The following is a 13,558-nucleotide window of genomic DNA, read 5'->3' on the forward strand; positions in this document are numbered from 1 at the left end:
TGTGGCGGGCGGGCGCTCGCGCGGGGGGGGGGGGGGCGCGGTGGGTGCGCCCCCCCCCCGCGTTAGCAACTGGGGTGTAGCTGTGGGGTCAGCTGATGGACTTGATCAGCTCACCGTTCGTGGTGTCGCCGCTGAGCTCCCAGAAGAAGGTGCCGCCCAGGCCCTGCTGCTGCTTGTAGTTCATCTTCCCGGCGATGGTGGCGGGGGTGTCATAGCTCCACCACTGGTTGCCGCAGCGCGCGTAGGCCGTGCCCGCGACCGTGCCGGTCGCCGGGCAGGAACCCTTGAGCACCTTGTAGTCCTCGATGCCCGCCTCGTAGGTGCCGGGCGCGGCGCCGGTCGCCGTGCCACCGGGGGCGTCCTGGGTGACGCCGCTCCAGCCGCGGCCGTAGAAGCCGATGCCCAGCAGGAGCTTCGAGGCCGGGATGCCGAGGCCCTTGAGTTTCTGGATGGCCGCGTCGGTGTTGAAGCCCTGCTGCGGAATGCCGTTGTAGGAGTTGAGCGGGGAGTGCGGGGCGGTGGGGCCCTGTGCGGCCCACGCGCCGAAGAAGTCGTACGTCATCGGGTTGTACCAGTCGACGTACCTCGCGGCGCCCGCGTAGTCGGCGGCCTCGATCTTGCCGCCGGAGGAGGCGTCGGCGGTGATCGCGGCGGTCACCAGGTTGGACGAACCGAACTTGGCGCGCACGGCCGACATCAGGTTCTTGAAGGCGTCCTTACCGCTGGTGTCGCAGGAGAGGCCGCAGGCGTTGGGGTACTCCCAGTCGATGTCGATGCCGTCGAAGACATCCGCCCAGCGCGGGTCCTCGACCAGGTCGTAGCAGGACTGGGCGAAGGCCGCGGGGTTCTTGGCGGCCTCGGCGAACCCGGAGGACCAGGTCCAGCCGCCGAAGGACCACAGCACCTTCAGGCCGGGGTGGAGCTTCTTGAGCTTGCGCAGCTGGTTGAAGTTGCCGCGCAGGGCGCCCGCGTCCCAGGTGTCGGCCTGGCCGTCGACGCTGCTCGCCGCGTCGTACGCCTTGTCGTAGTCGGCGTAGGAGTCGCCGATGGCGCACTTGCCGCCGGTGACATTGCCGAAGGCGTAGTTGATGTGGGTGAGCTTGGCGGCCGAGCCCGAGGTCTCGACGTTCTTGACGTGGTAGTTGCGCTGGTAGATGCCCCATTCGGTGAAGTAGCCGACCACCTTGTTCCCGGCGGCCTTCGTCGTGGGGGTCTTGGCGGCCTGGGACGTGGCCTGGGGTATGTCGGCGCTCCGGGGTTCACCGGCCGCTGCCGAGCCCGCGAGCAGGGTGGCGGTCAGCACCGCCGTACAGATCGCCGCGAGCGCGGCGGACAGTCTGCCTGGTCTGAGCATGGAATCTCCTCGGTGGGGGTGAGGGGAGAGTGAACTGCCCGACGACCTGCCCATAGCTTGACATGAACGCGCAGGGCAGGGTGGGGAAAAGGTAGAAGGACTAGACCAGTGGGGTCAATGGTCTGGGCCAATTTGCTCCATGCGTGCGACGTTGGTGGGAGTGCGTGGAGGAAGGTGGTGGGTGCCCATGTGCGAAATTGGTTGAAGATCGGGCGACCAGTACCGGAACGCTCCGGATCGGGCATACTCCAACCGCCGCAGTGCAGGTCATCACCGTTCGCGATCCGACGGGTCGGCCGGCCGGCGGCAGCACCACCGGTGGCGCCGCCTCACCCCGGCGCACGCCGCCGAAGCGCCTGACCAGGGGAGAGGAGAGCGCCGCCATGACCGATCACGGCCCGCAGCCGGTGGAGCGTGAGCTGCCCACCGAAGAGGCCCGCGACCTGATTTCGCTCGTCCGCGAGCTGATCGAACGGGAGATCAAGCCCCGGGCCGCCGAGGAGGAGGCCGCCGGGCGCTTCCCCCGCGAGCTGTTCACCCTGCTGTCCGAGTCCGGGCTGCTGGGGCTGGTCCACCCCGAGGAGTTCGGCGGCGGTGACCAGCCGTACGAGGTCTATCTCCAGGTCCTCGAGGAGTTCGCCGCGGCCCGGCTGACCGTCGGCCTCGGCGTCAGCGTCCACACCCTGGCCTGCCACGCCCTCGCCGGTTACGGCAGCAAGGAGCAGCAGGCCGAGCACCTTCCCGCGATGCTGGGCGGCGGACTGCTCGGCGCGTACTGCCTCTCCGAGCCCTCCTCAGGCTCCGACGCGGCGGGGCTCACCACCCGGGCCACCCGGGACGGGGACACCTGGACGCTCGAGGGCACCAAGGCGTGGATCACCCACGGCGGCATCGCCGACTTCTACACCGTGCTCGCCCGCACCGGCCCCGAGCGCACCCGCGGCATCAGCGCCTTCCTCGTGCCCGCCGACGCCCCCGGGCTCTCGGCGGCCGCGCCCGAGCACAAGATGGGCCTGGCCGGTTCACCGACCGCCCAGATCCACCTCGACGGGGTGCGGGTCCCCGACGCCCGCCGCATCGGCGAGGAGGGCCAGGGGTTCGCGATCGCCCTGTCCGCCCTCGACGCGGGCCGACTGGGCATCGCGGCCTGCGCCGTCGGCGTCGCCCAGGCGGCGCTGGACGAGGCGCTCGCGTACACCGCGCAGCGGCGGCAGTTCGGCCGGCCGATAGCCGACTTCCAGGGCTTGCGCTTCATGCTCGCCGATATGGCCACGCAGATCGAGGCCGGGCGCGCCCTGTACCTGACGGCGGCACGGCTGCGGGACGCGGGGCGGCAGTTCTCCAAGCAGGCGGCGATGGCCAAGCTGTTCTGTACGGACGCCGCGATGCGGATCACCACCGACGCCGTCCAACTGCTGGGCGGATACGGCTACACGGTGGACTTCCCGGTCGAGCGCTATATGCGTGAGGCGAAGGTCCTCCAGATCGTGGAGGGCACCAACCAGATCCAGCGGGTGGTGATCGCCCGCGCTCTCGCGGGACCTGAGGCCGGCTGAGGCCGGTGTGTCGGTTGGGGGCGCGGCCTGCGCCCCCGCCGATTCGCATACGCCCCGGCCGGGGGTACCTCCCAGCGGTAGCCGGGAGAGAACCGAGCCCTGGGAGCCCTAGGAAAGGCGCACCGGCCGGGAGCCGGGGCCTCCGAGGTGGGAGAACGGCTGCTTCCGCCAGTCCAGGCCCTCCGGAAGCGTCAGCAGCAGCGCGGCGTCCCGCTCGAACGCGTCCAGCGACGCGTCGGCGGGCGCGGCGTCGGTCACCCGGCGGCCGGTGCCGGCGCAGACCGTGAGCCCGAACGGGTCCCACGGGGACGAGCACAGCGCGTGCTCGGGAAGGACGTCCTCGTCGGCGAGGAGCGCGATGGGGCGTGCGCAGTCCGGGCAGATCACCCGGAACATCTCATAGGTGTCGTGGAGCTCGTCGGTATCGATGTCGCCTGCGTCGAGGCGCTCGAGATGAGGCATGAGTTTCCCCCTCGGGTGGGCTGGCCAGGCGCGTCGGCCTCGACCACAGCAAGCATTTCCCTCGCGGACGCATAGGTAATCGCCGCATCTCATAGGACACCCATGAGGGCATGTGGTGTTCGTCACATGCCCGGTGCAGGTGCGGCGTAGCGGCGTCTATGTCCGCTGTGCCCACCCGTTGTGCCGGAGCCCTCCCGACCACATAAGGTGATCGGCTGTGGAGGAGTTGGACAGACAGATCGTGGAGCTGCTCGTCAAGGACGGCCGGATGAGCTACACCGACCTGGGCAAGGCCACCGGCCTGTCCACATCGGCCGTGCACCAGCGGGTTCGCCGACTCGAGCAACGGGGTGTGATCCGCGGCTATGCCGCCGTCGTGGACCCCGAGGCCGTCGGGCTTCCCCTTACCGCGTTCATCTCGGTCAAACCCTTCGACCCCAGCGCGCCCGACGACATCTCCGAGCGGCTCGCCGAGGTGCCCGAGATCGAGGCGTGCCACAGCGTCGCGGGAGACGAGAACTACATCCTCAAGGTGCGCGTCGCGACCCCGCTGGAGCTGGAGCACCTGCTCAGCCGGATCCGCTCGCTGGCCGGTGTCTCTACCCGCACCACCGTGGTCCTCTCCACGCCCTACGAGGCGCGCCCGCCGCGCGTCTGAACACCCTGTCGACACCCCCTTGACCCTCTTACCTGATACCCCCATCGAGGCAGCCCGCCGTGAACGACCCCACCCCCGCCCAGGCCCCCGAAGGCCGTACCGTCCTGCTGCGCGGAGGTGAGGTCCACAGCCCCGCCGACCCGTTCGCGACCGCGATGGTCGTCGAGCGCGGCACCATCGCCTGGGTCGGCTCCGAAGGGGCCGCGGACGGCTTCGCGGACGGTGTGGACGAGGTCATCCAGCTGGACGGGGCACTGGTGACGCCCGCCTTCACCGATGCGCATGTGCACACCACCGCGACCGGGCTCGCCCTCACCGGACTCGACCTCACCGGCGCCCGTACGCTCGCCGACGCGCTGGAACGGGTGCGCGCCCACGCCACCGCCCACCCCGCCGACCGGGTGCTGCTCGGCCACGGCTGGGACGCCGCCCGCTGGCCCGAGGGACGGCCGCCCTCCAGGGCCGAACTGGACCGGGCGACCGGCGGCCGCCCCCTCTATCTCACCCGTATCGATGTGCACTCCGCCGTCGTCACCACCGCGCTCCTGGACCTCGTGCCCGGCGTGTCGGACCTGGCCGGGTACCACCCCGACACGCCGCTGACCGGCGCCGCCCACCACGCCGTACGCGCCGCCGCCCACGCGGTCATCACCGAGCGGCAGCGCGCCGATGCCCAGCGGGCCGCCCTTGCCCGCGCCGCCTCGCTCGGCATCGGCACCCTCCACGAATGCGCCGGGCCCGACATCTCCTCCGAGGACGACCTCACCGGGCTGCTCGGGCTCGCCGCCGAAGAGCCGGGACCGCGGGTGTACGGCTACTGGGCCGAGGCCGCGAGCAGCGCCTCCGACCTGGACAAGGTGCGCGAACTCGGCGCCATCGGCGCGGCGGGCGACCTCTTCGTCGACGGGGCGCTCGGCTCGCACACGGCGTGTCTCCACCAGCCCTACGCCGACACGCCGCACTCCGGCACCGCCTACCTGGACGCGGCGGCCGTCGCCGCCCATGTCACCGTCTGCACCGAGGCCGGGATCCAGGCCGGTTTCCACGCCATCGGCGACGCCGCCGTCACGGCCGTCGTCGAGGGCGTACGGGCCGCCGCCGACACGGTCGGGCTCGCCCGCGTGCGCGCCGCCCGGCACCGCGTCGAACACGCCGAGATGCTCACCCCGGAGACCATCGCGGCCTTCGCCGACCTCGGCCTCACCGCCTCCGTCCAGCCCGCCTTCGACGCCCTGTGGGGCGGCGAGGACGGCATGTACGCCCAGCGGCTCGGCCCCGACCGGGCCCGCACCCTCAACCCCTACGCGGCGCTGCTGCGCGCCGGAGTGCCCCTGGCGCTCGGCTCCGACAGCCCCGTCACCCCGCTCGACCCCTGGGGCACCGTGCGCGCCGCCGCCTTCCACCGCACCCCGGAGCACCGGATCTCCGTCCGCGCCGCCTTCACCGCCCACACCCGCGGCGGCTGGCGGGCCGTCGGACGGGACGACGCGGGCGTCCTGGCGCCCGGCGCGCCCGCCGACTACGCGATCTGGCGGACCGGTGAGCTCATCGTGCAGGTGCCCGACACGCGAGTCGCCGGATGGTCCACCGACCCGCGCTCCGGCACCCCGGGTCTGCCCGACCTCACTCCAGGCGGTCAACTGCCCGTCTGCGTGCGCACGGTGGTGGGCGGACGCACCGTCCACCTCCGGCCGGACGAGTGACGCGCGGGCGTCCCGTACCGCCGAACGATGAGCCCCCGGCCTGTCGTGGCATCTGAACACCGTCCGTACTGACCTGGTCATTTGAGGAAACGGCGCAGGTCATGTGGCTGTTGACAGGGTGCGGTCGGTGGCCGGTAGGTTCGGCCTCGTCCACCACAGGACGCCCGACCGGGGAATCTTCACGCAGTCGTCGAACGCCGCTGGGCCAGAGGGAGACGCGCCATCGCGGTGCGCCACCACTGGGAGCCAGGTCCAGTGCACGGGGGCGAGGGAGGGATCGCCGGGTCGGCAGGTGCGACCCGGGAGGGGCCCGGACGCTCAGTAGACAACGGCTCTCGGTCGATCCGCAGCCAGCGGGTCCCAGGTCGGCCCGAAGGGCGTCGGGCCCCCACTCCGCACGCGCACACCGGCGGACCGCCCCCCGACGCGGGGGCGGCGCCGCCGCCGGGTGAGGGAACCCCCGCCATGGCCGAAGCGTTTCTCTACCCCGAGGTCACAATCCGCACCTCGGGACCACTTCCGCGCGCCCGCGTTATACGGTCACCTCACCACAGCACGACCTGTAGGAAGGCCGCACCGTGCCATCGGGTTCCGACACCACCGCCGAAGCCGCCCCCACCGGGCCGGACGCAGACCGACCGGGTCAGCGGACGACCGGCTCCGCCGCCACGCCGCCCACGGAGGGCGCCGATGGCGCCGAGGGCGGTGACGCTGCGGGGGGTCGTGATCCCGTCGGGGGCGGTGACGCCGCCGAGGGCCGTAAGCCCGTGGAGGGCGGTGACGCCGTGGGGGGCCGTGACGCCGTCGAGGATCGTGACGCCGCCGAGGGCGGGGAATCCGGCGCGACCGGGGCCGCCGCGCCGGGGACTGCCGCATCCGGTGCCGCGTCTGCCGCGCGCGGTGCCGCCGCGTCCGGTGCCGCCTCCAGTGCCCCCAGGACCGCCTCCGGGCCGTCCGCCGGAGAGCGGCGGCCCGGCCGGCTGCGCCGCCTCGGCCTGCTCGCCCGCCGTGAGGCGCGGCGCAGCGCGCTCGCGGTCGTCAGCGGGCTCGCGCTCGGCCTCGCCTTCCCGCCGTTCGGGGCGTGGCCGCTGTCCCTGGCGGCCGTCGCCGCCCTGGCCCTGCTCACCCACGGCCGGACCGCCCGCCAGGGCGCCTGGACGGGCTTCGCCTTCGGGGTGCCGTTCTTCCTGCTGCTGCTGAAGTGGCTCAGCGTGGTGGGCTGGGACGCGGTGGTGGGCCTGTCCATCATCGAGGCGGCCTTCCTCGCGCTGATGGGGGCGGGGCTGGCCCTGGTCTCCCGGCTGCCCGTACCGGCCCTGTGGCCGCTGTGGACGGCCTGTCTGTGGGTCGCCGAGGAGTGGGCCCGCGACCGGGTGCCCTTCGGCGGCTTCCCCTGGGGCCGGCTGGCCTTCGCCAACACCGGTTCGCCCTACACCCCGCTCGCCGCGCTCGGCGGCGCTCCGCTGGTCACCTTCGGCGTCGCCCTGACGGGCGGAGCGCTCGCCGGTGCCGCGCTCACCCTGTGGCGGCTGCGCGGCGCCGGGGGCTTCTCGCCGCGCCGCGCCCTGCCCGCCGCCGGGGCCGTGGCCGTCGCGGCCGCCGTGACGGCCACGGGATTCGCGGTGCCCATCCCCACCGCCGCCGCCGACTCGGTCGACATCGCGGTCGTCCAGGGCAATGTGCAGCAGCCCGGTATGGACTTCCTGGGCCGCCCGATGATGATCCTCGACAACCATGTGAAGGCGACCCTGAACCTGGCGAAGGACGTCAAGGCGGGCCGGATCGCCAAGCCCGATCTCGTCATATGGCCGGAAAACGCCTCCGACCTCGATCCCTTCCAGTATCGGGAGGCATACGCCAGGATCGACGAGGCCGTGAAGTCGATCGGCGTTCCGGTGCTGGTCGGCGCCCTGGTCGACCATCCGACCAAACAGGGCTATGTGGAGAACCAGGGCATCGTCTGGGACCCGAAGAGCGGCCCCGGCGCCTCGTACACCAAGCAGCACCCGGTGCCCTTCGGTGAGTACGTCCCCTTCCGCCAGGAGCTCAGCAAGATCATCACCCGGCTGCAGCGGGTGCCCCGGGACTTCTACCCCGGCGATCACACCGGTGTGCTGAACGTCGGCCCGGCGCGGCTCGGCGATGTGATCTGCTTCGAGGTCGCCTACGACGAGATCGTGCGCGACACGGTCAACGCGGGCGCCCGGGCGATCGTCGTCCAGACCAACAACGCCACCTATGGGCGCAGCGGGCAGCCCGAGCAGCAGCTGGTCATGTCCAAGCTGAGGGCGATCGAACACGGTCGGCCGGTGATCACCGCGGCCACCAGCGGGATCAGCGCCGTGGTCTCCCCGGATGGCACGATCGAGCAGCGGACGAAAGAATTCACGCAAGATGTGCTCACCGCGCGCATCCCGCTGCGTGACGGCAAGACCCTGGCCGACCGCGTCGGTGCGACCCCCGAGTGGGTGCTCGCTATGGTGGGCGTTCTGTCCTGCGCGGCCGCGATCATGATCGGCCGTCGGGGACGTACGGACAAGAAGGGGCAGTAGCCGTGAGCGACGCACGCGAGGCCGAGGAGCCTGGCACCAAGGCCGACGAGCCGAGCGCGAAGGCCGACGGGGCCGGCGCCGAGGCCGAGGAGCCGCGCCGTAGCAACGAGGGCCAGGACGACGGTGGCCGGCGGAAGTACGGTCCGCTCGGCACGACCTTGGTGATCATCCCGACCTACAACGAGGCGGAGAACATCAAGCCGATCGTCGCGCGGGTCCGGGAGTCGGTTCCGGACGCGCACATCCTCGTCGCGGACGACAACAGCCCGGACGGCACGGGCAAGGTCGCCGATGAGCTGGCTGCCGAGGACGACCACGTCAAGGTCTTGCACCGCAAGGGCAAGGAGGGCCTCGGCGCCGCCTATCTGGCCGGGTTCCGCTGGGGCATCGAGCACGGCTACGGCGTGCTGGTGGAGATGGACGCCGACGGCTCCCACCAGCCCGAGGAGCTGCCCCGGCTGCTCACCGCGCTCAAGGGCGCGGATCTGGTGATCGGCTCCCGCTGGGTGCCCGGCGGCCGCATCGTCAACTGGCCCAAGTCCCGCGAGTTCATCTCCCGGGGCGGCAGCACCTACTCCCGCCTGCTCCTCGACGTCCCGATCCGCGACATGACGGCGGGCTACCGCGCGTTCCGCAAGGAGACGCTCGAGGGCATCGGCATGGACGAGGTCGCCTCCCAGGGCTACTGCTTCCAGATCGACCTGGCCTGGCGGGCCATCAAGGCGGGCTTCCACGTCATCGAGGTCCCCGTCACCTTCATCGAACGCGAGCGCGGCGAGAGCAAGATGAGCCGCGACATCGTCACGGAGGCGGCCTGGCGGGTGATGTCCTGGGGCGTGGGCTCACGGGTCAACAAGGTGCTGGGCCGCAAGGATTCCAAGGAGTCCTAGGCCGGGACCCCGGACCCCGGACCCCGGACGCGGGCCTGGCCCCCGGGTCCGGTGCTCCGATCCCCGCGCCTGGACCGCGTTCCGCGCTTGGAGTAGTCCCGCGAGCGATGTTCCGCCCCGTACCGGACACTTGAGGCGGAAGGAGGCGGAACATGGCCAAAACGACCGCCAAGAGCGGGAAGACGTCGGGGCGCCGCATGGCGGCCCGCGGGGGCGCCAAGTCGGGCGGCATGGAGACGCGGACCAAGGAGGACCTGTACCGCGAGGCCCAGAAGGCGGGCATCGAGGGCAGGTCCCAGATGTCCAAGAGCCAGCTGATCTCGGCACTGCGCCACCGCTGACCGCTGACCTATGGGACCGGGCGCGCCCCGGTCCCGGCGGCTCAGCGGACCCCCGGGACGGTCAGCACCGTGAGCAGCGCCGTCCCGGCGATCAGCCAGGCGACGTAGTCGCCGATATGCCCGGACTGCAGTCGCCGTACGGGCGCGAGTAGCGCGGCCGTCCCGGTCTGGACCGGCCGCCGTACCGCCAGTGTGGCCAGGGTGATGGCGAGGGCCGCGGAGAGCAGCCCGAGCAGGATCCCGGTCAGCTGCCAGTGCGGTGGCACATGCGCCGGGGCGGCCGCGATATGTCCGTCGAGGACCGTCCGACGGTAGCCGCCGGTGTCGGTGAACAGCGCCCCGGCCCGGCCCACCGCGGACCCGACGGCCGGGATCACCCCGAGGGCCAGCGACGCGGCCAGCAGCACGGCGGGCACCGCCAGCAGCGGCACCGGGATGCGCCCGAGGCGGCCGCCGGTCTCGGGCTCCTCCTCGCCGGTGGTCTCCGGGCCGCCCTCCTCCTCGTCCCGGGGCCGCCGGCCCACTCCGGCGAAGATCCGCAGCCCGGCGCGCAGCACCGCGCCCCCGGTCACCGCCGATACCAGGACGTAGAGCGCCGGCAGCCATACGGCGGTGTGCCCCGCGGCCTCCTCCGCGGCGGCCTTGCCGAGCCCGGAGCCGAACGGCGGCAGCCCGCTCAACCCCAGCCCGCCCACCGCGAACAGCATGCCGACCGCCGGCAGTTCCCGGGCCCGGCCGAACAACTCGTGCTCGTCCACGGTCGCGTACCGGTCCAGCAGCACCCCGGCGCAGGCGAAGAGCGCCGCCTTCACACCCGCGTGGCCCAGCACGTACAGCGCCGTGCCCGAGATCCCCTCCGGGGTCAGCACGGCCACACCGATCAGGAACAGCCCGGTGTGGGCCACGGTCGAGAACGCCAGCAGCCGTTTGAGATGGCGCTGCTGCCAGCACATCACCGCGCCCAGCAGAGCCGTGAGGACGCCCAGCACCAGCAGGGCGCGGGTGAAGTCGGGGTGGGAGAGCCCGCCGGGCCCGGAGAAGACCGTCCAGTAGACCCGGGCGACCCCGTAGACACCGAGCTCCACCATCACCCCGGACAGCAGCATGCACACCGGTGTCGGCGCGACCGCGTGTGCGTCGGGCAGCCAGAAGTGGAACGGAACGGCGGCGGCTTTCACCAGCAGACCGGTGGTCACCAGGACGAACGCGGCGAGCACCAGCCCGTCCGGCCCGTCCGCGTCCAGCCTCCGCCCGATCTGCGCGAACCCCAGCTCGCCGGTGCGCGCGTACAGCAGTGTGATGCCCAGCAAGGTGACGTAGGCGCCGAGGGAGTTCACCACCCCGAAGGCCAGTGCGCCCTGCAGCGGTTTGGGCTCCTCGACGCGGAAGCCGGTCAGCGCGTAGGCGACCACACCCATCAGCTCGAAGAAGACGAAGGCGTTGAACAGGTCGCCGGTCAGCGCGAAACCGCACATGCCCGCCTGGAACACCAGGATCAGCGCGGGGAAGGAGCCGGTGTGACGGCGCGGCGGCTCCTCGAAGTAGCGCCAGGAGTAGACGAGGACGGCGACGACGAGCAGCGAGACCAGCGCCGCGAGCCCGGCCCCCAGCGGATCGCCGACCAGCACGATGCCCACCCGCCGCCAGCCGCCCACCCACTCCACCGGATACGTCCCCGGCCCGGGATGGCCGGCCCGGAACAGCACCAGGAGGGCCAGTGCGGCGGTGGCGGCGGCGAAGGCGCAGCCCACGATGTCGGAGACGAGCCGGGGCAGCCGCCGTCCGGTGGCCACCAGCACCGCCGCGCCCAGCAGCGGCACCGCCACCACCAGCGGCAGCAGTCGCGCGGTGTCCACCTGGTCAGCCCTTCAGCTCGGACAGGGCGTCCGGGTCGACCGTGCCATGGCGTTTGCGGAGCTGGACGACGAGCGCGAGCAGCAGCGCGGTCACGGTCGCGCCGACCACGATGTCGGTGAGGGCGAGCGCCTGGACGACCGGGTCGACCACCCGGCTGTTCGTGGGCGCGTCGGCGAAGACCGGGGCGGTGCCGCCGTTCCGGTAGCCGACGGCGAGCAGCAGCACATAGGTGGAGGACTGGGTGACGGCCAGGCATCCCACGGCATGGATCAGGTCCCGGCTGGTCACCAGCCCGTACACACCGATCAGAAAGATCCATCCGGCGATCAGATACGGCAGGACCGTCACGCTCGCTCCCTCTCGTCGTCTCCGTTGCCCCCACTGCCCCCACTGCCCCCACTGCCCCCACTGCCCCCACTGCCCCCACTGCCCCCTGTGTCCCGCGGGCTCCCGTTGCCTTCCCCGGGCTCCTCGATCTCCACCGCCTGGTCCAGGAAACGGGCCAGCAGGACCACGACCCCGCTGGTGACCTCCAGGCCGACGGCCGCGTTGAGCACCGGCACCGTGCCGCCGGAGGACAGGGTCGCGAGGGTGCCGAAGGGCAGGACGTTGGTCAGGAACGCCGACCCCGCGAGAACGGCCGCGAGCCCGGTGATCACGTACGCCGCCTCCCCGGCGGCCTCTCCGATCTCGTAGAGGGTCAGCGGCCGGACCCGCTCCAGGGCCCGGTAGTCGGCGGCGATGTAGAGCAGATGCAGCGCGGTGGCCGCGACCACCCCGCCCTGGAAGCCGCCGCCCGGACTGACCTGGCCGTGCGCGATCACATAGAGCCCCACCAGCAGCGCGAACGGCAGCGTCAGCAGCGCGAACCGGCGCACCGGGGGACGGATCGTGGCGGGCTCGGGATCCTTACGGTGCTCGTCCCGGGCCTGGCGGAGCAGCACCACGGTGCCGATGACGGCCGCGAAGAGGATGGTCTCCTCACCGAGCGTGTCGAAGGCCCGCAGATCGAAATTGACGGACGCGATGACATTGGCCGTGTGATGGCTCAGGGCGGCGCGCACGGCCCGGACGCCGTACGGGTGGCGGACGGTGCCGAACGCCGGCAGGTCGAAGCAGGCCGCGGCGAACAGCGCGGCGAACCCGGCGGCGCCCACCAGGAAGACCCACAGCCGGACCCGGGAGCTCATCGCCCCCGGCCCGCCGGCTTGTCCACGCCGTCACCGCTCCCCGGGCGGCGCCGCACCTTGCGCACGGTCAGCAGGATCATCAGGGGCGTCACCGCGGAGCCGACGGCGAGCTGCGAGAGCGCGACGTCCGGCGCCTGGAGGAAGGTGAACAGCAGGGCCAGCGCCAGCCCGAGGAAGGACAGCACCAGCGCCTGCCGCACCGGGTCCCGGTTGAGCACGGCGGCGGTGGCGGCGCCCGCGACCAGCAGCAGCGCCACGACGATCAGCACATCGGTCATGCCGTGACGCCCTCCTTACCGCCGCGGCCGCTGGTCACCACGCTGCCCGCGATCAGCAGCGCGCCGATCAGCAGCAGCTTCACCATGGCCCGGCCGGGCCCGGTCGCCACGCACAGCGGCAGCACCGTGGCGGGCACCCCCACCAGCGCCGTCCAGCGCACCAGCCGGGAGTCGGGCAGGACGTCCAGGAAACGGGCGTAGATCAGCGTTCCGGTGGGCCCGAGCACGCTGACCACCAGCGCCACATCGTTGTACGAGGTCCGGTGGAAGCCCCGCGCGGCCAGCAGCAGCACCAGACCGGCCAGCAGCGAGGTGAGGTTCTGGCCGATCAGCCGGTCCTTGGGCGAGCCGTAGGCGATCCGCCACAGCACCGGTACGAGCGCGAGCAGCGGCACCAGGGCCGCCGCCAGCCAGCCGTCCGAGGTGCTCACCGGTCGGCCACCGCCCGCCGCCCGGCGCGGGCGAGCACGGCGGCGGCCAGCGCGGAGGCCGACCCGACCAGGAGCTCCAGGGGGTCCACGGTGCTGATCAGCACCAGCCAGATCCCGGTCAGCGCCGCCCACCACACGAGGACCTCCAGCACAGCCGTCATTCGACACCTCCGTCGGCGGCGGGTACCCCGCCCCCCCCCCGCGCTACCACGCGCCTGAGCGGTTTAACGCCCGGCTCCCGACGGCGCCAAGTCCCAGATGGTGCCCGAGCGCCGTGGTAACCACG

The 13,558-nt window shown here is 72.4% G+C and carries 14 protein-coding genes; 6 read left to right on the forward strand and 8 right to left on the reverse strand.

Annotation, left to right across the window (positions count from 1 at the left end; translation table 11 throughout):
* Positions 1 to 88 precede the first annotated feature (88 nt).
* Positions 89 to 1,354: a glycoside hydrolase family 18 protein gene (locus ACFXB5_RS02375; RefSeq protein ID WP_385201607.1), complete on the reverse strand. Its 1,266-nt coding sequence runs from the start codon at positions 1,352 to 1,354 to the stop codon at positions 89 to 91.
* A gap of 383 nt (positions 1,355 to 1,737) precedes the next feature.
* Here ACFXB5_RS02375 and ACFXB5_RS02380 point away from each other — a divergent pair, with 383 nt between their 5' ends.
* A complete protein-coding gene (locus ACFXB5_RS02380; RefSeq protein ID WP_385201608.1) occupies positions 1,738 to 2,910 on the forward strand; it encodes an acyl-CoA dehydrogenase family protein in 1,173 nt (390 codons plus the stop codon).
* A 108-nt stretch (positions 2,911 to 3,018) separates the two neighbouring features.
* On the opposite strand, the gene ACFXB5_RS02385 is transcribed toward ACFXB5_RS02380, so the two are convergent.
* Positions 3,019 to 3,372, reverse strand: coding sequence for a hypothetical protein (locus tag ACFXB5_RS02385; RefSeq protein WP_201856836.1), 354 nt, complete (start codon positions 3,370 to 3,372; stop codon positions 3,019 to 3,021).
* A gap of 217 nt (positions 3,373 to 3,589) precedes the next feature.
* Between ACFXB5_RS02385 and ACFXB5_RS02390 the strand changes: the two genes are divergently transcribed.
* The 5 genes from ACFXB5_RS02390 to ACFXB5_RS02410 all read left to right on the forward strand — a co-directional run bounded on the left by ACFXB5_RS02390 (position 3,590) and on the right by ACFXB5_RS02410 (position 9,516).
* A complete protein-coding gene (locus ACFXB5_RS02390; protein ID WP_020866923.1) occupies positions 3,590 to 4,030 on the forward strand; it encodes an Lrp/AsnC family transcriptional regulator in 441 nt (146 codons plus the stop codon).
* A 155-nt stretch (positions 4,031 to 4,185) separates the two neighbouring features.
* Positions 4,186 to 5,733, forward strand: a complete 1,548-nt coding sequence (locus tag ACFXB5_RS02395; RefSeq protein ID WP_385201756.1) for an amidohydrolase — start codon at positions 4,186 to 4,188, stop codon at positions 5,731 to 5,733.
* Between the two features lie 578 nt (positions 5,734 to 6,311).
* Entirely contained in the window at positions 6,312 to 8,285 is a 1,974-nt protein-coding gene (gene lnt / locus ACFXB5_RS02400; protein ID WP_385201610.1) for an apolipoprotein N-acyltransferase, read from the forward strand.
* Positions 8,286 to 8,443: 158 nt separating this feature from the next.
* Complete coding sequence (locus ACFXB5_RS02405; RefSeq protein ID WP_223864990.1) at positions 8,444 to 9,175, forward strand: polyprenol monophosphomannose synthase; 732 nt, start codon at positions 8,444 to 8,446, stop codon at positions 9,173 to 9,175.
* 152 nt (positions 9,176 to 9,327) lie between these two features.
* Complete coding sequence (locus ACFXB5_RS02410; RefSeq protein WP_385201612.1) at positions 9,328 to 9,516, forward strand: rho termination factor; 189 nt, start codon at positions 9,328 to 9,330, stop codon at positions 9,514 to 9,516.
* A gap of 41 nt (positions 9,517 to 9,557) precedes the next feature.
* On the opposite strand, the gene ACFXB5_RS02415 is transcribed toward ACFXB5_RS02410, so the two are convergent.
* The 6 genes from ACFXB5_RS02415 to ACFXB5_RS02440 are packed head-to-tail and all read right to left on the reverse strand — an operon-like array spanning position 9,558 to position 13,433.
* Positions 9,558 to 11,372, reverse strand: a complete 1,815-nt coding sequence (locus tag ACFXB5_RS02415; RefSeq protein WP_385201613.1) for a complex I subunit 5 family protein — start codon at positions 11,370 to 11,372, stop codon at positions 9,558 to 9,560.
* A 4-nt stretch (positions 11,373 to 11,376) separates the two neighbouring features.
* Entirely contained in the window at positions 11,377 to 11,721 is a 345-nt protein-coding gene (locus ACFXB5_RS02420) for a sodium:proton antiporter (RefSeq protein ID WP_385201615.1), read from the reverse strand.
* Positions 11,718 to 12,563, reverse strand: a complete 846-nt coding sequence (locus ACFXB5_RS02425; protein WP_385201617.1) for an MnhB domain-containing protein — start codon at positions 12,561 to 12,563, stop codon at positions 11,718 to 11,720. Before ACFXB5_RS02425 ends, ACFXB5_RS02420 begins: the two co-directional genes overlap by 4 nt.
* Positions 12,560 to 12,841, reverse strand: coding sequence for a Na(+)/H(+) antiporter subunit B (locus tag ACFXB5_RS02430; protein WP_385201619.1), 282 nt, complete (start codon positions 12,839 to 12,841; stop codon positions 12,560 to 12,562). Before ACFXB5_RS02430 ends, ACFXB5_RS02425 begins: the two co-directional genes overlap by 4 nt.
* Positions 12,838 to 13,272 (reverse strand): MrpF/PhaF family protein, encoded by a 435-nt coding sequence (locus ACFXB5_RS02435; protein ID WP_385201621.1) that lies wholly within the window; start codon positions 13,270 to 13,272, stop codon positions 12,838 to 12,840. Before ACFXB5_RS02435 ends, ACFXB5_RS02430 begins: the two co-directional genes overlap by 4 nt.
* A complete protein-coding gene (locus ACFXB5_RS02440; protein WP_165556359.1) occupies positions 13,269 to 13,433 on the reverse strand; it encodes a hypothetical protein in 165 nt (54 codons plus the stop codon). The genes ACFXB5_RS02435 and ACFXB5_RS02440 overlap by 4 nt, the downstream gene beginning before the upstream one ends.
* Between the last annotated feature and the right edge of the window lie 125 nt (positions 13,434 to 13,558).

Source organism: Streptomyces sp. NPDC059455, assembly GCF_042750115.1.
Classification (GTDB): Bacteria; Actinomycetota; Actinomycetes; order Streptomycetales; family Streptomycetaceae; genus Streptomyces; species Streptomyces endocoffeicus.